The sequence below is a fragment of the Neochlamydia sp. AcF95 genome, assembly GCF_018342455.1.
GTDB lineage: Bacteria > Chlamydiota > Chlamydiia > Chlamydiales > Parachlamydiaceae > Neochlamydia.
The window spans coordinates 18,936-39,798 of the sequence record NZ_JAEMUC010000050.1; the positions used below are offsets into that span (position 1 = coordinate 18,936).

13 protein-coding genes are annotated in these 20,863 nt (G+C 38.4%); 8 read left to right on the forward strand and 5 right to left on the reverse strand.

What is annotated here, in order from left to right:
• The first annotated feature begins 802 nt into the window (after positions 1-802).
• A complete protein-coding gene (locus tag NEOC95_RS06290; protein WP_166157528.1) occupies positions 803-949 on the forward strand; it encodes a hypothetical protein in 147 nt (48 codons plus the stop codon).
• A gap of 59 nt (positions 950-1,008) precedes the next feature.
• The gene (locus tag NEOC95_RS06295; protein ID WP_213152185.1) at positions 1,009-6,978 is read left to right on the forward strand and encodes a hypothetical protein; all 5,970 of its coding nucleotides are present in this window, start codon (positions 1,009-1,011) and stop codon (positions 6,976-6,978) included.
• A gap of 185 nt (positions 6,979-7,163) precedes the next feature.
• Here NEOC95_RS06295 and NEOC95_RS06300 read toward each other — a convergent pair whose 3' ends face one another.
• Positions 7,164-9,344: an ATP-dependent helicase gene (locus tag NEOC95_RS06300; RefSeq protein WP_213152186.1), complete on the reverse strand. Its 2,181-nt coding sequence runs from the start codon at positions 9,342-9,344 to the stop codon at positions 7,164-7,166.
• Positions 9,345-9,585: 241 nt separating this feature from the next.
• Here NEOC95_RS06300 and NEOC95_RS06305 point away from each other — a divergent pair, with 241 nt between their 5' ends.
• Entirely contained in the window at positions 9,586-10,350 is a 765-nt protein-coding gene (locus NEOC95_RS06305) for a purine nucleoside phosphorylase YfiH/LACC1 family protein (RefSeq protein WP_213152187.1), read from the forward strand.
• A gap of 433 nt (positions 10,351-10,783) precedes the next feature.
• On the opposite strand, the gene NEOC95_RS06310 is transcribed toward NEOC95_RS06305, so the two are convergent.
• From NEOC95_RS06310 to NEOC95_RS06320, 3 genes are all read right to left on the reverse strand, one after another.
• Positions 10,784-12,658 (reverse strand): hypothetical protein, encoded by a 1,875-nt coding sequence (locus NEOC95_RS06310; RefSeq protein ID WP_213152188.1) that lies wholly within the window; start codon positions 12,656-12,658, stop codon positions 10,784-10,786.
• Between the two features lie 93 nt (positions 12,659-12,751).
• Positions 12,752-13,372 carry a hypothetical protein gene (locus NEOC95_RS06315; RefSeq protein WP_213152189.1) on the reverse strand — a complete coding sequence of 207 codons (621 nt, stop codon included), beginning with the start codon at positions 13,370-13,372 and terminating at the stop codon, positions 12,752-12,754.
• Between the two features lie 145 nt (positions 13,373-13,517).
• Positions 13,518-14,480: an SDR family NAD(P)-dependent oxidoreductase gene (locus NEOC95_RS06320; protein WP_249270194.1), complete on the reverse strand. Its 963-nt coding sequence runs from the start codon at positions 14,478-14,480 to the stop codon at positions 13,518-13,520.
• A gap of 89 nt (positions 14,481-14,569) precedes the next feature.
• Between NEOC95_RS06320 and NEOC95_RS06325 the strand changes: the two genes are divergently transcribed.
• Genes NEOC95_RS06325 through hemH form a run of 3 tightly spaced genes read left to right on the forward strand, consistent with a single transcriptional unit; the run spans position 14,570 to position 18,070 of the window.
• Positions 14,570-15,181 (forward strand): HAD-IB family hydrolase, encoded by a 612-nt coding sequence (locus NEOC95_RS06325; RefSeq protein WP_166155431.1) that lies wholly within the window; start codon positions 14,570-14,572, stop codon positions 15,179-15,181.
• 16 nt (positions 15,182-15,197) lie between these two features.
• Complete coding sequence (locus tag NEOC95_RS06330; protein ID WP_213152190.1) at positions 15,198-17,036, forward strand: MBL fold metallo-hydrolase; 1,839 nt, start codon at positions 15,198-15,200, stop codon at positions 17,034-17,036.
• A gap of 2 nt (positions 17,037-17,038) precedes the next feature.
• Complete coding sequence (hemH, locus tag NEOC95_RS06335) at positions 17,039-18,070, forward strand: ferrochelatase (protein WP_166155427.1); 1,032 nt, start codon at positions 17,039-17,041, stop codon at positions 18,068-18,070.
• Between the two features lie 300 nt (positions 18,071-18,370).
• Here hemH and NEOC95_RS06340 read toward each other — a convergent pair whose 3' ends face one another.
• A complete protein-coding gene (locus tag NEOC95_RS06340) occupies positions 18,371-19,966 on the reverse strand; it encodes an F-box/WD repeat-containing protein (protein WP_213152191.1) in 1,596 nt (531 codons plus the stop codon).
• 332 nt (positions 19,967-20,298) lie between these two features.
• On the opposite strand from NEOC95_RS06340, the gene NEOC95_RS09865 reads away from it, so the two are divergent.
• Both NEOC95_RS09865 and NEOC95_RS06350 read left to right on the forward strand, forming a co-directional pair.
• The gene (locus NEOC95_RS09865; protein WP_502710277.1) at positions 20,299-20,472 is read left to right on the forward strand and encodes a transposase; all 174 of its coding nucleotides are present in this window, start codon (positions 20,299-20,301) and stop codon (positions 20,470-20,472) included.
• Positions 20,473-20,642: 170 nt separating this feature from the next.
• Complete coding sequence (locus tag NEOC95_RS06350; RefSeq protein ID WP_213152192.1) at positions 20,643-20,798, forward strand: hypothetical protein; 156 nt, start codon at positions 20,643-20,645, stop codon at positions 20,796-20,798.
• Positions 20,799-20,863 lie beyond the last annotated feature (65 nt).

Genomic DNA, 20,863 nt, shown 5'->3' on the forward strand with positions numbered 1-20,863 from the left:
AGGGGTGTTTTTGATTTGCTGGAAAGTTGTGCTTACTTATATTTTCAAGTTTTAACTTTTGTCAGCTATAAGCATTTGGCTAGCTTCTAACCATCGAGGATTTTACCTTCTTTAGTTGTACCTCATAAAAACACAAAAAGAAGGCTGCTTAAACCGAAGAGCTGTACTCCTACTTGGTATCCTATCGCTTTAAGCATTATTAGGTAACGTAAAAGCAAGCCTTAGAACATCTCTGGCAGGGAATATAGCAAGCTATAAAAAATTGACTATGAAAAGTTTTAAGATGCTTGGCATATTAAAGATTAAATATCTAATCCTTTAGAGTAATGACTAGTAAAAGAGTGACAATCGCTCTATTAAAAAAGTCGTTTGAAGGATTTTTTATGACTTTTACATTTTATAACTTCGATTGTTTGTAATAAGCCCACCTGCCAGGATATTTTAATAAAATCAAGAAAAGTATAATCATTCAGCAATTCCCTCTTTCATCTTAGGGGAAGCCTCTTTTCCTCATGCTAGCTTTTCACAATTTTATCGGCTAACTTGCTACCTTAAAAAAGAAATTAAGTTTAGATATATAGTTGAAAAGAAAAGAATTTATCTAAAAAAAATATAGCGCTATTTCCTTGACGAAATAAAGAAAGCTCATTTAAAAGTCTAAGTTTGTTTTTCTAATAAAACTATTTGTGATTTACCCCTCTCTTTTAAGGAATAAAATTATCCAAATTTCCTCCCCTATAGACTATGATTGTTCCCGCCCATCATTCACTGCAATGCTTCTTTAAATCAGGTGAGCAGCGAGATGGCAAGAATTGAAAGGGAAGTCTATCACTTAAGAGGACTCATAGGAGCTTTTGATGAGACGATGCAGGAAAGTGCTGCTCTGACAACGGTTGTGATGGATGCCTATTTACAAGAGCTAAAGAGATTAGAGCCCAACTCCTTTTAAATTTTTCTACCTAAGTATTAATAGTAGTTATAAAGCAATCAAAAATTTAGAGAATTTATATGCAAGCAATTCCCAGCTTAGGCCTGGCGCCTCATATTTTTTATCAAGCGCCCCCACTAAAAACAGAAGGTAGTGTGAGCGTGTTATCTGCTTCTCCAGCTATCGAGGAAGGCAAAGACTGTCATTCTTCATCTCCTTTTAATACCTCTATATTCTCAACCAAAGGCACGCCTGAGGAAAAGCTTTTAATGCAGCGCCTGACAGCCTATTTAGGTAGAGAAAAAGATTTGTTAGGAGAAACTCTAGCTTACCTTCAAGCTGAAAGTTCTCTTTATACTTCCGAGGAAAAAAGTAAACTAGCTAAGCTTTTGCCTACTCTGAAGCTACCTTGGTTTATAGTCACAGAAGAGCAAAGAAAGGAAATAGTAGCACAAGGGATAAGCGTAGCTTCATATCCACGTTTACAACCTTTTCATAAAGTCTTAGCTGCTATTGTAGATACTATAGCCTCAATTACAACCTCCTCCTGTAAAGATAAGCTAAAAATCTTAGAGACCTATTATACTAACTTTATAACTCAGCTCCTTGAGGCTTCTAGCTTAAAAGAGCGAGAAGCTTTGCTAGCCTTGAAAGCCCAAGTCTGTGGGGATTCCGTGGGTTTTCTTCTCCTTGATATAAACAAAGCGCGCGCTATGCTTTCTATCGATGAGTTAGGCCTGCCTTACCGCACCAATACCCATGGCAGGCATGCTGTCGCTTCTTTAGAAGGCTTACACTGTAAAGCTAATCCTACTGCTGCTGTGGTCTCTGATTATCTAAACCCTGCTTGGGAATATGCGGCTACTTCTTTAACTCAAGCTTTTTCTCCCACCTCTTTAATTGCCGCCCCTACCTCTTTCCTTAAAATCTCCAACGTCTTAACCTTCAACTGGCAAGCCTCTTTGGATCAGGAGGCCAAAAAAGCTTTTAAACAGCAATTATGGCAGGGCAAAACCTCTCAGCAAATCTTCAAAGATCAGCCTGAGCTTAAAGAAAAGTTATGTAAGGTTGCTTATCTGGAAGCCCGTACAGTACAGGTAGGCTATACCATTGGGCATGCTAATGAAAGTACACGCCCTCAAGCTATTTTGTTAGCTGACCTTATTAGCGTTTTAGAAATGTTTGATTTATTGTGTGATGAACGCTTACTGACGGCAGAAGAGGTTATTGAAAGCTGGCCCTTTCTTTTAAAAGAAGTGCATAAGTCTTATCCTTCTAATCCTCACGAGCTTTTCCGCGCGTATAAAAACTGGATGGAGCAGCTGCCTGAAGAGCAGCTTTTAAGCGAATTTTCTTCTAAGGGAGAGTTTAGCCTAAAATCTGAAGAGCAAGGCTTACGTGCTTTTCATGAAGATTATTTGAAAAGTAAAGAAGAAAATAACTTTTGGCAGCTTTTAGCCCTGTTAAAGTTACATCCTAAGCTAGCTTCAAAAGCTTCTTTAGCCTCTTTAATTGATCTACCCTTAGCTTTGCGCTGGATCACTAAGCTTTTTCCAGGAAAGTCTATAGGAGAGCTTTTTTGCCTTATCCCTCCTTTACTAAGAAAAATTGATAAAGAAGCGTTTAGCAGTCTAGTCATCGCTAGCCTTCTTATTCTCCCTAATGATGGTAAGGCCGATAACTACATTATAGAGCTTATTTGGAAAGATCAAGAGATAGAAAGCTTAAGGCTGGCCTGCATTGATAATGACCGCGCTTTTGAGCCTGCTATTATTCCAGCAAAACAAGGACATGGCATTCATTTAAAATGCCTGCCTTTATTGCTTAAAGGATGCATGAGCCAACCGATCGCTAATTCAGTTAAAGAATTCATTTTGAATTTAAACCCCCGTGATTTTCTGCTACAATGGATCCAACAATTAGACCAAAGAAACCAGCAGTACCAAAGGCTTATTCATCAAAAAAATTTAACTCAAGAAGACTTTCTAGATGAAGCAGCCGATCAAAAGCTAGATATTCCCCTTTCACTGCCTAAAGGATTATTGTCTACGTTTTTTACAAAATTGCAACTCCTACAGGATAAGCTTAAACAAGATCATGTGAATCACTATGACCTTTTTCAAGCTTTAGAGCCAACTGCTTTTGCCTGCTATCAAGTATTAATGCAAAGACATGCTAATCCTTTAGATGCGCTGCTAGCCCTACATCGTCAACGCACAAGCGTAGAAGCTCTTTTAGAGCCTATCACTTTAACTGCAACGGATGCTCTCCCCTTTTTGGTGCCATTAGAAGAAGAAGCTAGCAACTTTCTAGCAGCCCTTAACTGGTCAGCCCCTATTCCTACCTTGCTTGATCCCCTGAAGATAGTCAGTGCTCTCTCCTTCTGCCCTTCTCTTCCTCTTTCTTTGATGCAAAAGCAGAATTTTTTGCTAATTGCTATTCAACTAGGCAAAGCCTCATTAGTTAAGTTGGCCCTGCAATTAGGAGCTAAAGCTAACTATGCCGATGAAGCTGGACAAACAGCTTTGCATAAACTGATGCGCATCTATGATTCACCTCACTTAGATGAAAAGCAAGTATTTTCCATTGCTGATCTTTTGCTAGCCCAGGAAGATACTGACCCTAATGCTGTCGATGATCAGCATTCTCCCCCTCTTTTTCCCCTCATTAATCGTGCTATCCATGCCCCCACCCGCTTTTCTTTTTTATTAGCCAAGCTGGTTAGCAAGGGAGCAAATTTAGAATACCCTGATCACTTTCATCAAGGAAGGACGCCCTTAGAAAAAGCCATTGCCGATAACAACTTATTGGTATTTATCGAGCTAGCTAAAAAAGGAGCAGGCGTTAAAACGCATCCGGCTAGAATTTTAGAATTTGCCAAAATGCATGCGCAAAACTCTGAGCTTGGAAAGGCTTTGCATCTTTTAGAAGCTCAATTGCCAGCCTTTGCTTACCTGCGCTCTCTTGCACTATTTACCCTACCACGTACTGGCCAAGGCTTTGAATGGGAAGGAGTAGACTCAGGCCGAGCCAAATTACACCCCCTAGTCATGCAACAGCTCCCATTAAATGCAGCCTTAGATTTTATTAAGCTTCCTCGCACCCATGGACGCAGTGCAGTCGTAGCAGTAAGTTATCTACATCGCAAATTGCATTTTAAACCTCACCCTGAGATGGCAGGTAGGGAATATGCAGTAGGAAGTCTACACCGTGTTCTCATTGGACATGGCACGCCGGAAACCGAACTATTTAAATGCTATAATGCCCGTCGTAACGCTTACCCTCTATTGGTTTCGGAAACAAGTGAAGGACAAAACTTAGATGACGCCTTAAAAGCAGGCAATACGTTAGCTAATTTAGACTTACATCGTGTGCATAATATGATGCTCCTAGCTATGCTAGTTAACCCAGAAGATGGCAAGCCTGACAACTACATATTGCAATCTTTTATCAATCATCAAGGTGAGCAAAAAGAACAGCTAGTTTGTGTCGATAATGATCACGCTTTGATTCCTTCTTTTTCAACAGAAGGAAAGTTGCAAGTCAAATGCATCCTATTTTGCTTAAACCAAATGCAAGAAGCTCTTCATCCTAAAACGAGAGAACGCTTTTTGCAAATTGATCCATTAGAAATATTACGCACTTGGTTAGCAAACTTGGACATCCAACAGCAGCGCTATACTAAACTCTTTACCGAAGAAGAGCGCGAATTTGCCTATGCTTACCATAAGCAAAACCCTGTAATTTCTATTCTCTTGCCACCTAGGACGGTAGCCAAAATTTATCAAAAGCTTGCCCGCCTGCAAAGGGCTTTAAATAATAATCTTGATTTGACTCCTTTAGAGCTTTTAATCCGCTTAGACCCTCCTTTAGGAAAATATTACGAGCATCTTTTACAAGATACCAGCGTCCCCATCTATAGCCGTTTTTTAAAAGGGCCCGGGCAATTTTACGAAAAAAGCCTGTATGGCTTAGTAACCTCAAGTACCAGTCACTCGCTTTTAAAATCCAGTAATATGCCTACTAAAGATCTCGTTAAGCATGAAGAACGCTATATCCCTAAAGAAGCATTAAAAGAGCTGCAGACTTTAATGAGTCAAAGCCATCCTAGCTATCTCCGTGCCGTTGCTGCATCCATACAAAAAGGAAATATTGCACCTTTTCACGAGCTTTTGACTGACGACTTGCGTGAAAATGCCCTTGCCTTTATAGATATTTCTCAGCAAAAGCAAGAACTTGCTCTACTAAAAGCCATGGCCTCCTGCTCTTTTGAAACTTTATCCTTAAATCACTGCCAATCTTTAACGGAGGCCCTATTAAAACACCTAATCGTAGCTTCTGCTGCCCTTAATAAGCTAGATGCTAGCCATTGCTCCTCTTTAAAGTCTTTTTCTTTCCCCGAATTATCTTGTTTAACTCATCTTAACCTCTCTAGCTGCCCTCATTTTTATAAGCTTAGCTTAAAAGCCCCTAAGCTACGTTTTCTTATTTTAAAAAATAATCAAGCTTTGACCTCGCTACAGTTAGACGCCCCTCTTTTGGAGGAACTTGAGCTAGAAGGATGCTTACGCCTTTCGGCAAAGCAAATTCAAGCTTTAGTTAAAAGCTGTCCCAATCTCAAGCGGATAACTTTGGCTGGCTGTGATCTTTCTTCTTTGCCTTATGCTGAGCTTATCTTCCAGCAGCCTTTACTTATTCGCTATAACTTAGAAAATTTCTCTTCTCAAGTCATGGAGCAGCTTCAAGGCCTACTTAATAATTCTCTTAATAAATGGTGTTCTAAAAGACAAAGACTACTATACGAGGAGCTTAAGGCTTTACTAGATGGGCTTAAAATAAATAAATCCCTAGGGCACCTAAGTCTTAAAGGAGGGGCAATAGATAATGAAGGCAGTATCGCTTTAGCTAAAGCCTTAAAAGCTAATACTTCGCTTACTAAACTACGCCTTTCAGGCGATCAGATAAGGAAGGAAGGTGCTAGCGCTTTAGGGAAAGTCCTCAAAACAAATACATCGCTCACTGTATTAAACCTTAAGGGTAATGAGCTAGGATTTGAAGGGGTTAGTGCTTTAGCTAAAGCCCTTGAAACCAATCATTCGCTTACGACACTAGATCTTTACCATGATGAGATAGCCTATGAAGTTGCTAGCCCTTTAGCTAGAGCCGAAGCCGATAGGGCTTTAGCTAAAGCCGAAGGCGCTAGCGCTTTAGCTAAAGCCCTGGAAACCAATACTTCGCTTACTACACTTAATCTTTACAACCATGAGATAGGCAATGAAGGCGCTAGCGCTTTAGCTAAAGCCCTTGAAACGAATACCTCGCTCACTCAGTTAAACCTTAGATCTAATAGGATAGGCTATGATGGCTTTAGCGCTTTAGCTAAAGCCCTTGAAACGAATACCTCGCTCACTGAACTAAATCTAGGCGGGAAGAATTTCATAAATTATGAAGCTATTAGGGCTTTAGCTAAAGCCTTAGAAACCAATACTTCGCTTACTTCTCTGGGCATATCTTTGAATATTGAGAGCAAAAGCCCTCATATAACTTTTATCCTTGAATCATTAAAAAAAAATCAAACGCAACGACAACTATTGGAAGAGCAAAAATCTCAAGCAGCTTCTTTGGCAAAAAAATTGAATTCTAGCCACGAGAAGAAAGCTCTTAAGCCCGAGGTAAATTATTTACCTCAAGCTAATCATACTCTTTCTATAGAGAATTTCCTACCAGATGAAAAAAGGGTTTTGACTCCTCTTTCTGCTGATTCTATTATCCTGCTTGCTTCGCAGCTATGGAATGTGCTCAACAGCTATTTTGCATCAAACGACTTTCAAGAAGCAGATGAGGAAATCAAGCGAACGACAGCTCATTTTCAAATTCAGTTATTAGATCTTCAGCATTGCGATTATTCTCTATTTAGCCAACAAAAGCTTCAGCAAGCTCAAAGTTATTTGATCAATATTTCCTCTTACCTAGCTCATAAAAAGATAATTTCACCCGCTTATTTGCTTACGGGAGAAGAAGAAAATGAGGAAAGAGAAGCCTCATTCTAATCGAGACAAAGTCCATTTAACAAAAACACCTTTTTTGTACCTTAAATAAGCTGTTTAAAACCTTTAAGCAATAGAAGCAACGAAATCATCAGCTAAAAAAGACTTAAAAAAGATAATTTTAGAAGTATATTGATAATTTTTATAACCTCAAAGTAAGGAAAAACTTCTTGAATTAATCAAGTTGATTATAACTTTTTAAGCTTAGCATATTTAGCGACAATGCTTCTTTCGCGATTATCTTTAGAAAAAAAGATTTTGTAGGTAAGCCCTAGAGAACTTTGATAAACCTCACGGATGATCCCTATCCCAAACTCTTGATGAAAGATAGCAGCTCCTACTTCATAGTGATCAAACGGCTGATCCGCGCCTTCATTTATGCTTGGTTCGCGCTTTTCTTCCGGATAGTCTTTAGGTCTAAAAGTTGGAAGTGGCGATTGATGAATACGTTCTAAGTATTCTCTGGGCACCTCACGCATAAAACGACTAGGGAGCTGGTGCCGGGCCATGCCCCACATATATCTATATTGGGAGTGTGTTAAATATAAACATTCTTTGGCACGCGTCATTCCTACATAAAAAAGACGTCGTTCTTCTTCTAAAGCCTCAAGCTTATCTTTAGAATTAACATGGGGAAATAAATCCTCTTCTATTCCCACTAAAAAAACGACTTTAAATTCCAATCCTTTTCCATTGTGAATGGTCATTAAGCTGACGCGATCTTTCTTGGTATCGGCCTCGTCTAGGCTAGACTTTAAGGTAAGCTCTTCTAAGAAAGCCCTTAAAGTCGCATCGACAGCGGTTTGTTCCCATTCAATTGCTTTGGTAATCAAAGCATCTAAATTCCCTTTACGATCTTCGAAGGACTCAGGATCCTCAGCTAAATATTGAAGATAGTCGGTCTCATCTATGGCAGCCCGCACTAATTCTTGTAAGGAAGCTGATTTAGCCACTTGGCGCAAGTGATGGATAATCCCTAAATATTGCTTTAAAGCTTCTTTTTGCTTAGCAGCTAACTTAATAGGATGCTGTAAAACTTTATCTTCAGCAATGGCTTCGCAATAAGCTAAAATTGATAATTGCTCTTTCGAGGCTGCCAGGCGAATTTTTTCTAAAGTAGCTGCTCCTATTCCTCGGCGAGGTATATTGAGGCTCCTTAAAAAGGAGATGTAATCGGTCCCTGAATAAACCATACGCAGGAAAGATAAAATATCTTTAATTTCGCGTCTTTGATAAAAAGATAGCCCCCCTACAATTACGTAAGGGATCTGGCGATATAGAAAATAATCTTCAAAAGCCCGTGATTGATTATTGGTGCGATAAAACACTACTATTTCATTATAGGGAATGCCTTGCTCACGATGCTGGCGAATTTTATCGGCTACAAAATCCGCTTCATCACGCTCAGTATCGCTAGCATAAAACTTTATTTTTTCTCCTTTACCTAAATCACTCCACAGCTGTTTTTCATAGCGATTGGCGTTATGAGCAATTACAGCATTCGCCGCTTCTAAAATATTGCTATGACTACGATAGTTTTGTTGTAGGCGAAAGATCTGAGCGCCAGGATAATCTTTTTCAAAATTTAAAATATTATTAATATTGGCTCCCCGCCAGGAATAGATAGATTGATCCGGGTCCCCTACTACAAATAAATTACCATGCTTTTGCACTAAATAATTTAAAATTTTATATTGAGCTTCATTGGTATCTTGATACTCATCAATAGATAAAAATGTCCATCGCTCCTGGTACTGTTCACGCTTATCAGGATGTTCTTGAAAAAGCCTTACTACCAAAAAAAGAAGATCATCAAAATCTACGGCGTTGTAATGTTTTAACTTAGTTTGATAGAGAGAATAAACACGAGCAAGATATTCCTCGGCCGGTGAAGACATATAACTGACTTTAATATCTTCAGGCTTTTGCAAAGCATTTTTAGCTTTTGAAATCATTCCTCGAAAGATCTTAGTATCCATCTTTTTATCTTTGATTTCCAATTCTGCTAAACAGGCTTGAAGCACTTTATGGATGTCTTCTTCATCATAAATGGTAAAATCACGCTCATATCCTAAAGCTTGGATAGATTCACGTAAAATTCTGGCTCCTAAGCTATGAAAAGTACATAGAAGAGGAGCTTGCCTTCCTACTAAGATGCGAATACGCTCGCGCATTTCTTCAGCAGCTTTATTAGTAAAAGTTAAACCTAGGATTTGAGAAGTGGGGACTCCCATTTCAATTAAAGACGCTATACGCGAAGTAACAACCCGTGTTTTTCCCGAGCCTGCTCCTGCTAATACCAGGATAGGGCCTTCGATAGCATTCACTGCCCCAAGTTGCTCTTCATTTAGCTGAGATAATAAAGTCATAAGAAGTTAAGTCTTAAACAAGGTAAAGAATAGGAATTTTATAAGTATAAATCATTTATTTCTAGAGATCATCTTAAAATTTGCTTTTTAAGCAAAAATTTTCAAGATTTTTTTTAGTCGTATGATTTTTTTGCTCATAATATTTTTTAATTTTTTTCTCCTCCTTAAGTTTTTTTGCAGATATCTTGAAATAGAAGCGCTAGTGATGTAAATATAGCGGGTAACCAAAGGCTTTCTACATATGCAACGTCGCGAATGCAATGGAATATCATGGCTTGAATTTGAACTTTTAGCACCTTTTAAAAATCTTACTCATGGCGTTCTTTTACGCCATGGGGGATATAGTGCAGATTTGTTTGCAAGTTTAAATATGGGCTTTAGTTTGCAAAGCATTTCCGAAAATAAAAATGTTAAGCTTAATCGCGAAAAAGTAAAAAAGGTTTTTGCTTTTAAAAACCTTTACGATTGCCAATTGGAACACGCCGATAAAATTGTAGAAATTACTCATAAAAATAAAGTTTTAAGGCCTACCTGTGACGCTTTATCAACTGTATTGCATGATACAGTGTTGATGATTACCCATGCAGATTGCCAAGCTACAATTTTTTACGATCCTGTTCAACAAGCTATCGCCAATGTCCATGCGGGTTGGAAGGGAAATGTACAAAATATTTATGGCAAAACTGTAAATTTCATGAAGCACCATTATGGATCCTTCCCAGATAATTTACATGTCTGTATTTCTCCTAGCTTAGGGCCTTACGATGCTGAATTTATTCATTATCGTCAGGAATTGCCTCCCCCCTTTTGGGAGTTTCAAATAAGTCCCTGCTATTTTGATCTATGGACGATTGCTAAAAATCAACTTTTGCAAGCAGGCGTCTTAGAGCATCATATCCAGATTGCACAAATAAGTAACTTTTCTCATCCGGAAGATTATTTTTCTTATCGTCGTGAGAAGATTACAGGCCGCCATGGAACGTTTGTAGCCATAAAGTCCTCCTAGGCTTTTAAAATTAAGATGAATGGTAGCTAGGGATTGAGTAGCAGGATATGTTTATTTAATTTGATACTCAGCCATCTTATTTCTTATCTTGGGCGGCCTTGCAATGTCTGTCGCCGGCAGTTCTCTGTCTAAGAAATTATACCTTCTAAAGAAAATACGTCTACATAGCCAAAAAAAATTAACCTTTTTCCAAGCCGACTCTCTCCCTAAACACAAGCTTTTTATTAAGTGTATGACTACATAGAGAGTTGCTCAAAAGCGTATTATAAAATTCCCCAAAAAATATCTTTAGCTCGTAGGCAAGTTACCTCTCTTATTCCATTATCCCTAAGTAAGCGTATCCAGTAAGAAGAGAAGCATGATTAAAGCCTTCTTTAGCTTTTTGGATAAGATTATGAAAATAGAAGGTCTTAATGTTTAAAAAATTATAAGATTAGCTGCAGTTTTTCTCACAAAATTTTTGGGGCTCTAATTCCACTGTTTCTATCAATAGGGCCGAGGTAACAATAGGCCATAACCTGCCAAAAGTTTTGTGGTTTTTATATAAAGCTAGCAAAGATTTTTTTATACTCTTTAAAAGTCTGGATTTATCGATGCCCTCATGCTCAAAATGGTGATAAACGGCTTGATAGCAATCTTCCTTTAAACTTAGAGCCTTTTGCTGAAGTTCTCGTGCTCTTGTTTTTACTCGTTTATTCTTTAAACCATATTTCCGTGCTAAGCTTTCGATAGGCACAGGACATTTGCTAAAAATAGTGCGTATAGATTGACGAAAAAAGATTAAAACTTTTCTATTTTGGCTAGCTTGAAGTAAAGGTTCAATGATATGCTGATAAACAGGAAGGTTTCCTTGGGCAGCTATAAAGACTATTTCTTCTAATCCTATTGAATCTAAATACCCAGAAGGGATGCAATCCTTAGTGGATTTTAATCTTCCTTTTGCATCGAATTTAAAATATTCGACATTCAGATAGCGAGGAGTATTTTTTTCTTCTACGAAAAAACGAATGAGCAAACGCAAAGGTTCTGCATATGCTCTATTTATCCTCGACAACTTGCTTTTCCTATGGGTATGCCAGACAATGTTTTCTAAAGAAGTAGCAAGATTTTCTATGATTGCATATCTTCCTTTAGGATCTATATACTTAAATTTGGGAGTGGCAAGAACCCAGAAAAATTCTTCCGACCTTAAAAGCTTGCTATATTCGAAACATAGCCTATTAGGACCTACTACAAAAAGAACTTTTTCATATTTTTGAGAAGTATGGGGTTTAAAGATTTCGAAAACTTTATAAAGATTAGGTAATTGAGTGGTTTCATGACCTTTAAGGGAGTTCCCTAGTTCAAATAAATGTTCCTGGTTTTTCTTATCCATAAAATAAAAAGGTTGATTAGCTTTGATAAGCTTACAGCCTTGCTGCAGCTCTTCACGCCATTGCACATGCTTTAAATCAAACCTTTCTAAAAGAAAGCAACCCTCTTTAATTAAAGTCTTCTCTAATAAAACTAAATCAGCTTCTATATTTTCCTTTTGATAATGAGGAAGGCTGAGGATAAGACTTTTCAGGCCCCCATGAAACAATTCAATCCCAAATTTTCCCTGTACTTTTGCTTGATGGATTCTCTTTATAAATTTTAACAGCAATTTTTGCTCTTCAGCTGCAAGTTGCGGGGTTTGCGGGCTTGGCTCTTTGCAAATTACCTTTTGAAAAATGTGAAAAGGAAGCTCTCCTCCCGTCATTCCTTCTAATGCAATAATTTTCACAGATCTTTTTAAAGATTTAAAAGAAGATTTATCATAAAAAGGCTTACCTTTTTTATCATAAATCTCAGAAAAATTAGCCTGAAGAAAGATATTTAATTTCTGGCTTTTTTCTGAACGCACCAATTTTATTAAAGGATAAGTAGCTTGGTAAAATAGCTGGATTTGCTCTCTTGCATTATTGACTAAAGAAAGATCAGCATGGTTTTTGCTATTCGCAAAGCGAGCCTTTAAATACTCTTGATAAGTGCTATCAAGGAGGCGGTAGCGAAATTTTTCAAGCTCTTGATAAATGGTATGAGTAGCTCTTATAGACGCACCAAGCCTTTTTTCAAAAAAAGCATTACCCACTAAAATGTTGGCAAAAAAATAGATCAAGCGAAGAATCCTACCTCTCCAGCCTGCAGAAGGACAGTAAAGCTTATTTCCCCATAAAGAAGGTACTAGATTAATAATTTCTTGATTAGAATGCGCAGCTGCATAAATATTTTGAAAGTTATGGGAAATTAACTCTAACGACTGTTCCGGTAATTTAGGTGCGCTCACACAAATTATTTCCATCTTTTAAAACGGCATCAATAAGGTTGCTTCTGTTTTTAAAAAGCACGCCCCTATTCATGAATAAATGAGAATTTGATCCTATTCATTGAGGTATTCAAAAACGCGCTTAGGAGCAGAGAGGCTATCTTTGTACTCTTTTTCGGCTTCTTTCTCTATAAGAGCAATTTCTTTGCTTTTATTATAAGTTTCTATACGATTGCACCACTGATCATTCTGTTTATCTTTAACATCGAAGTCATAATAATAAACCATCCCATTTTCAAGTGCCATCCAACCTACATATTTTGGATCTCCGTATATTCCCCAAAAACTTTGGAAGTCCACACGAATCAAAAGATTTTCAGCAGAAAAATTAGGCGCTAGACGAGAAGAAGTTTGGGGATTGGATTTTAGATTCTGTAAAAGCTCTTCTACCACATCCACGAGTTGAGCTCGTGCTTGGTAGAGCTCTAAAATATTTTGGGTACGAAAATTTAAGCAAAGGCGATGAACACTGTCGGTGCTGTTATAATAAGCCCAGGCATCATCTAAATACCAGCGATGCTGATGGGCTAAACGGGTTGCTTGACGTATGGCTGCCCGCGTAAAAGCATCTGAACTATAATCTTTACTTATAGGTGACTGAGCTTGCGAGCGTTGAGGACCTTTACAAGCAGCTAGAGCAGTTAATAAAAGGCAGAGGGTCAAAAAAATTCTCATAAATAAACCAAGCTAATTTCTTAAAATACGCATATTATTTGTTTAAAAGATATTTGAAAAGAAAAACATGCTGTTCATCTTGCATCTTCTCTTAAGTTGCCTCAATAGATAGTTTAATATAATTTATTTACTTACCTTACTGCTTCTAAGCCGTTTTTGTGGCCCAATAATTTAGATACCATTTCACGAACTGAGGAATTCCTTCCTCAAGCGTGGTTTTAGGCAAAAATCCTAATATCTGTTGGCTCACCTGTATATCAGCATAAGTTTCTAAGACATCCCCAGGCTGCATAGGTACAAATATCTTTTCAGCTTTTTTGCCTACACTTTCCTCAATGATTTCTACCATTTTTAAAAGATCTACCGGCTGATGATTACCTAGATTAAAAATTTCATTTTTGCCCTTCCGATCTATCGAAGATTCAATACCTTGTACAATATCATCTATATAGGTAAAGTCTCTTCTCATCTTGCCATGGTTAAAAATGTGGATAGGTTTTCCCTCAAGGATAGACTTAGTGAATTGGAAGTAAGCCATATCGGGGCGCCCCCAAGGGCCATATACAGTAAAAAAGCGTAATCCTGTAATAGGGATTTGATATAAATGGTAATAAGTAGAAGCCATGAGTTCGTTAGCTTTTTTTGTTACCCCATATAGGCTAGCCTGATGATCCGTTCGATCCTCTATAGAGAAGGGTATCTTTTGGTTTAATCCATAAACTGAAGAAGAGGAAGCATATACTAATTGAAGGCCTGGAAATTGACGGCAAGTTTCTAAAACATTTAGGAAGCCTTCAATGTTTGCCTTCACATAAGCTTGAGGATTCTCTAAAGAGTAACGCACTCCTGCTTGTGCCGCTAAATGAACAAGATGGCTAATTTGATGGTGGGCAATTAGCTCGTATAAAAAGTTAGCATCAGTGATGTCCCCTTCAAGCAAAGCAATCCCCTGTTTTTCTACCTCCTTAGCCCGTGCTCTTTTGAGCAAGGGGTCATAATAATCATTAAAATTATCTACACCAATAACATGATCTCCGCGCTTTTTCAACGCTTTAGCCAAGTGAAAGCCTATGAAGCCAGCAGCGCCAGTAATTAAAACATGTTTCATCAAAATCTCTTGTTAGATCATAATTAGAAAAGAGCAAATAGCGAATAAAATTTTTGCAATCCCCGCATTTTATAGCAGATCCCAATTGTATGGCAAATCCTTCCCCTTCTATCATCGCAGCCTTCGACTTCGACGGAACTTTAACATACCGCGATTCTTTTTTACCCTTTTTAAATTTTGTAGTCGGTTCGACGCTTAAAAGGAAAAACCTTTGTTTAGAAAGCTTTCATTTTTTCCAATATCTTTTAGGATATCTCTCTCGTCAACAGCTTAAAGAAGCTTTGCTTACTCGTTTTTTAAAGGGAAAAGGACGCCGGGAGATGAAGATGTATGCCGAGAGATATGCTAAAGAATTTTTACCTACACTCCTTCGTCCTCAGGCTATAGATAGAATCCGTTGGCATAAAAATCAAGGACATCGTTGTGTTTTAATAAGTGCTAATCTCGATATTTACTTAAAACCCTGGGGGCAAGCGGTAGGCTTTGATAATATCATTGCTTCGCGTGTAGCTTTTTCACCTCAAGGTTATCTCACAGGATGCTTACAAGGGTTAAATTGCCGAGGAGCAGAAAAGGTTCGCCGTTTAATAGAGGAAGAAGGGCCTACGAAAAACTATATTTTGTATGCTTATGGTGACAGCCAGGGAGATCGGGAGCTATTACAGTGCGCTAACTTTTCTTTTTATCGTCGATTAAATTAAATTTTGTAAGATGACAATGGCAAATTCTTCTAATAAAGATCTGATGGAAAGTAATTTTGAAGGCTTAATTCCCGGGCCTGCTGAAAGTGATCAATCCTTTGCTAAGAGGGTAGCCTACTGCTTGAATTTAAACAGCCAGATTACCCACGGGCTGCCTCAAGAATTCCCCTTTACGGTAGAAGAATCTTGCTTTTCCGCCGATATTTTAAAAGAAGGGTGCCAAGAAATCCAGAAGCTCTATGATATATTTCCTACGTGGGTGCCTCTTTTCTTTAGTAATTACAAATTATTTCCCTGGCATGGCGGATGCGCATGGATTTTTCAACAGAAAGATGATGATCCGGCTCATCCTCTTCTGCAGCTAAGAAAGAATTTACAAAATTCTACCCATTATGGGAAATTTTATACCCGTAAAGAATTAATAGCTCATGAATTGTCGCACGTAGGGCGGATGATGTTCGAAGAGCCTATCTTCGAAGAAATTTTAGCTTACCGCTCTGCCCCATCACGCTTTAGAAGGTTTTTTGGGCCCATCATTCAAACCTCCCGCGAAAGCCTAATTTTTGTTTTTCTTCTTATTTTAGTGGTTGCTTTAGATATCGTAGCCCTTGAACAGGAAAGTAAAACTTTCTTCTATCTTTTTAAATTAGGGCAATTATCCATTATAAGCTCGATTCTATATGCTTTAATACGTTTATGTTTTCGGCAGTACCAATTTAAAGTAGCCCTTAAAAAGTTGCGACAGCTAGCCTTAAATAAAAACGCTGCCGATGCTATTATTTATCGACTTACCGATGCAGAAATTATTCATTTTAGCCGTTTATCTCCCCAAGAAATTTATGCTTATGCTTTTGAAAGAAAAGGTAACTCGCTACGTTGGAAACTTATCTACAAAGCTTATCTAAGCAAACACCGCCTTTCTGATCATTATGATGGCTGTATTTATCACAATACCCCTCCCACTCAGCGCTCTTTTAAAGATTTTATTCACTGGATGTGGAAAAGTAAGCCTAGAAGATGGCCTGAAAGCATTCCTTTAGACCAGCTTGCCAAACCTCTTACCCAGCTCAATGATGATCAGCTTAAGCTTACCTTTGTTAATCATGCTACTATACTGATTCAGTGGGGAAATATCAATATACTTACCGATCCAATTTGGTCTAAACGTTGCAGTCCATTCTCGTGGGTAGGACCTAAAAGAGCGCACTCACCGGGTATACGCTTTGAAGATTTACCTCCCATTCATCTCGTGCTTCTAAGTCATAATCACTACGATCACATGGATATACCTACTCTGCGCCGAATACAAGCCCAGCATCATCCTAAATTTATCACCGGACTAGGTAATAAGAATTATCTCAAGAAAAAAGGCTTGAAAGAGATCTATGAACTTGATTGGTGGGAAACAATCGAAGCAAACAGCCTTGAGATTATCTTTACCCCTGCTAGACATTTTAGCATGCGAAATCCCTTTAATAAAAATAAGACGCTCTGGGGAGGCTTTATCATAAGGAAAAATCTAGAGTTAATTTATTTTGCAGGAGATACAGGCTATGCCCAGGTTTTTGAGAAAATTAAAGCTAGATTTGGCTCTCCTCGGATTTCTTTATTGCCTATTGGAGCCTATAAACCTCGTTGGTTTATGGAGCCTTTTCATATGTCTCCTTCTGATGCCGTCAAAGCGCATATAGATTTAGCCTCTAAAAAAAGTATGGCTATACATTTTGGAACCTTTCGGCTTTCCGATGAAGCCATTGATGATCCGGAGAAACAGCTTAAATTGGCCTTAAAATTTTATCGTCTTGCTGAAGAAGACTTTCTCGTGCTCAAGCCTGGCAAAACCTATCAAGGATAAATATGTATCATTCCCCTATCGGCATCCTTCTTGTCAATTTAGGTACCCCTGATTCTCCTCAACCCAAAGATGTGTATAAATATTTGGTTGAATTTCTAACCGATGAGAGGGTAATAGACCTTCCGTGGCTAAAACGGCAGCTACTTGTAAGAGGCCTCATCATTCCTGCACGCTACAAACAATCGGCTAAATCCTATCAAAACATTTGGACAGCTGAGGGATCACCTTTGATGGTATATGGAAAAAGAGTAAGAGATGCCTTACAAAAAGCTTTAGGTAATATATTTTATGTAGAGCTGGCGATGCGCTATCGAAATCCTTCCTTAGAAAAAGGACTTTTGCTGCTTTTAAACAAAGGAATTAAACAGCTGATTATCCTCCCTCTATTTCCTCAATATGCTTCAGCATCTACGGGATCGGTTTATCAAAAGTGCATGGAAATTTTGAAAAACCAGATATCTTTACCTAAAATTACATTTATTAACTCCTTTGCTGACCACCCTGCTGTCATCCAGGCCTTTTGCCATGTTGCCCTTAAGAATAACTTGGAAGAATACGATCATTTCTTATTCAGTTTTCATGGTCTTCCTCAGAGGCAAGTGATAAAAGCTGATAAAAATAATTACTGTTTAAAGTCGCAAAGCTGCTGCCAACAGGCTTGCCAAGAAAATGCTGATTGTTACTCGGCCCAATGTCATCTTACGGCCCATGCAATCATAAAACAACTCCATCTGCCTACTGAAAAGACTAGCTTAGCCTTTCAGTCACGCCTAGGCAAAGATCCATGGTTAGAACCTTTTACCCCTCATGTGATCAAGCAGCTTGCAAGGCAAAATAAAAAGAAAATTTTGGTATTTTGTCCCTCATTTGTGTGTGATTGCCTAGAAACAACCTTTGAAATTGGTGTGGAATATGCGGAAGAATTTAAGAAAATGGGAGGGGAACGCTTAGATATTGTTCAAGGGCTTAATGATGAAACTATATGGATAAAAGCTCTTGAAAAAATTGTAAGGGAAAACAGCTCGCCATTTTAAAATACTTTTCCATGATAAACCTTGCTGGGGTAAGAAGCCATGCTTACTTTTTTTGCAACAAAGCGATGAGCGCGGAGGCTGTGAGAGCAACTATTAAATGCAACTCTCTAGAAAATTAAAAAATAGGAGTTTTAAAGCTATAGTTAATAAAGGTTAATAATTTTTCAATGCTAGGTACTTTGGAAAACTTTGCCTATCCTTTAAAAAAAGCCAATCTCTCACAGCTATCCTTGCTAGTTAATAAGTATGGCTTTTTAAATACATGATTGCGCAACAACAAAAGCCTATCGAAGCAGCATGCTATTCTTCTTTTTTTCTTCTTTTTAACGTAGATAATGGAGAAGATTCTGCTGGATAGAGAATCTCTTTTTCCTCTTTTGGGCTTTTATCACTCCTCGACTTTCTTTTCTTAGACTCTAAGTGGGTAGTTTCTTCCATTGAAATCTCAGGCGTTGCTTGCCTTTTTTCTTCTTTTATTTCTTCCACTGCGCCATTAGCAATTAATTCTCCTTCAATATCAAAGAAATCAATCACTGTATTACCAATCAGCAATTGCCGTCCGTTAGGAGAAAAATTTAAATTGTCATTACAAGGCAGAGATATAAAATAGAGAGGGGTCTCTTTCCGCCCTATCCTCTCCCTGTTACCCCTCCAGAGAGCGCACCATTCAGAATTGCCAGCGACTATCCACCGTCCATCTGGAGAATAAGCTATTTTATTAAAACTTTCCCCTATCTCTTCCGCCTCATATTTATACACCTTGTCGGTAGGTAAGTGATAAACATCAAAGCCAGGTTTTTGCGAAGGTTCTTCCGCAAAGCTTATGGCAAGTGATTCTCCATCCGGAGAATATGCTAAGCAGAGGATCGGCTTGGGTGGAATTGTTAAGATCCTCTGGTTTTCCTCAAGTTCGTCAAGTTCGCATATGCCAAGCTGACCAAGCTCCAACAAAAAAGCCCCTGTTTTTTTATCAGGAGATAAAGCAAAGGGGCCAATAAAGTTAAAGGAGGAGTCATGACCGCATGCTGCATAATGCCGCGTAACTGCTGCGGCTGATGTGTCCAGACTCCAAAAATAAGCCCTATTTACGCCCGGCTCCATGACAACCATCGAATTATCACCGTTAGGCAAAAAACCTATCTTCTTAGCAGGAGTCCTAACTCTACCCATAAAAGTGGTGAGATATTTTCCCGTATTCATATCCCATAGGCGGATATCACAATCCAACGATCCTGTAGCCACTAACCAGCCATGATCATCCTGCAACCGAAAGAAGAAAGCTGCGCTGCAAACTTCTTTAAGGTGACCCTTCAAGGAAGATTTACATAGCCACTTGTTTGATTCCAGTTTCCATAAGCGAGCTGTACAGTCAGCAGAAGTAGTAGCTAGCCAATTTCCATCCTCAGAAAAAGTTATACTGGTAATAAGACCTGTATGGCCCTCAAGGATTTGGTGGCGCTTTCCATTAAAAGCATTCCATACATGAGCGGTATTGTCCTTAGCGCTACTTACAATCCATTGGCTATCAGGAGAAAATACCGCTTTTCCACTCCCTTCTACATCATCAAATTCGATAAATTTCACAAAACGCTTACCTTCTACATTTACGTGATAAGCAGCTTGGTTCCCATACATGGAATGCGTATATTTACCATGGGACAAAGGCGGCAAAAAAAGAAATTTTTTAAGAACCAAGGGATGCCATAATAAGGGATCGGAGGCTAATTGCCTCCATTGTCTGGACACTTGCCGGCTAAATGCTAAATCTTTAACAGGTAAGTAAGAAAAGATTTCTATCCATACTTCGTCAGGTATCTTAGAAATAGCCCAAGAGTCTACATGGTGCAAAAATTCTCCAGTAGGTGGAGAAAGGAGTGAAGAGATATTATTAACCATAATAAAAACCTTTGAGTAAAAATTAAACTTTATGATAAATTTTAATTATATTATAAACAATAAAAAACATTTTCTCTTTATTTTTATTTAAATTCAATCTTTATTTAAAAAACAACTAAGAACTAAAAAAACGTTTTTTTGCTTTTTGAGGGCCCGGGGGGCGTTGTTGCGTAAATGCTAAGAAGAGTAGGCAATAAGATTGCTCTTTAACAGCTAAGAGCTATAAAATTTAATTTGCTAAAGCAAAACTACAGGCAAGCTATGAAAAAAAGCTTAACTACCGCATACGTAATGGGTCCGAGTATAACAAAGCTTTAGAACAAAGAGGAAGCATAACTTTATGGTTTTCGGATGAAACCATTAAAGGATGGAGAGAAAATAAAAGCACGGGTAAGAAAGGACCCCCAAGAATTTACTCTGCTGACGCTGTCCTATGCATGTTGATGATTAGAGCTGTTTATCATCTATCCTTCCTAACCTATTCTAAGGATTTCTTTTGTCTTTGATTACTTTGCTGGCTTTGGGATTGCCTGTTCCTTGCTATACCCGCATCTGTAGACGCGCTAAAGAGCTTGGACAAGAGCTTAAAAATTTAAGCCTTAAAGCGTCCAACAGACATAGCCTTTGACTTCAGGGGTAAAGGTCTATAGCGAAGGAGAGTAGAAAGTGCGCCAGCATGGCAACGCAAAGCGGAGGGCGAAGATTTGGAGGAGATTTTCGCTCTAGAAAACTGCCCTATCAGCGAGCGGAATTATATGCTAAATTTTTGGCGATGAATAAGATGACAGCACTTGGAATGCCCCAAGGGCAGTGGGCGCTAGCTTCTAGATAAAGGCTGCGCCTTAAACAGACAGCTATTAGTTCATTTACGCAACAAGGCCGTCTGAATAGTTACCA

Coding starts and splice junctions, on each gene's coding strand:
- NEOC95_RS06290 (WP_166157528.1), top strand. CDS start 803: ATGGCAAGAATTGAAAGGGAAGTCTATCACTTAAGAGGACTCATAGGA.
- NEOC95_RS06295 (WP_213152185.1), top strand. CDS start 1,009: ATGCAAGCAATTCCCAGCTTAGGCCTGGCGCCTCATATTTTTTATCAA.
- NEOC95_RS06300 (WP_213152186.1), bottom strand. CDS start 9,344: ATGACTTTATTATCTCAGCTAAATGAAGAGCAACTTGGGGCAGTGAAT.
- NEOC95_RS06305 (WP_213152187.1), top strand. CDS start 9,586: ATGCAACGTCGCGAATGCAATGGAATATCATGGCTTGAATTTGAACTT.
- NEOC95_RS06315 (WP_213152189.1), bottom strand. CDS start 13,372: ATGAGAATTTTTTTGACCCTCTGCCTTTTATTAACTGCTCTAGCTGCT.
- NEOC95_RS06320 (WP_249270194.1), bottom strand. CDS start 14,480: ATGAAACATGTTTTAATTACTGGCGCTGCTGGCTTCATAGGCTTTCAC.
- NEOC95_RS06325 (WP_166155431.1), top strand. CDS start 14,570: ATGGCAAATCCTTCCCCTTCTATCATCGCAGCCTTCGACTTCGACGGA.
- NEOC95_RS06330 (WP_213152190.1), top strand. CDS start 15,198: ATGGCAAATTCTTCTAATAAAGATCTGATGGAAAGTAATTTTGAAGGC.
- hemH (WP_166155427.1), top strand. CDS start 17,039: ATGTATCATTCCCCTATCGGCATCCTTCTTGTCAATTTAGGTACCCCT.
- NEOC95_RS06340 (WP_213152191.1), bottom strand. CDS start 19,966: ATGGTTAATAATATCTCTTCACTCCTTTCTCCACCTACTGGAGAATTT.
- NEOC95_RS06350 (WP_213152192.1), top strand. CDS start 20,643: ATGGCAACGCAAAGCGGAGGGCGAAGATTTGGAGGAGATTTTCGCTCT.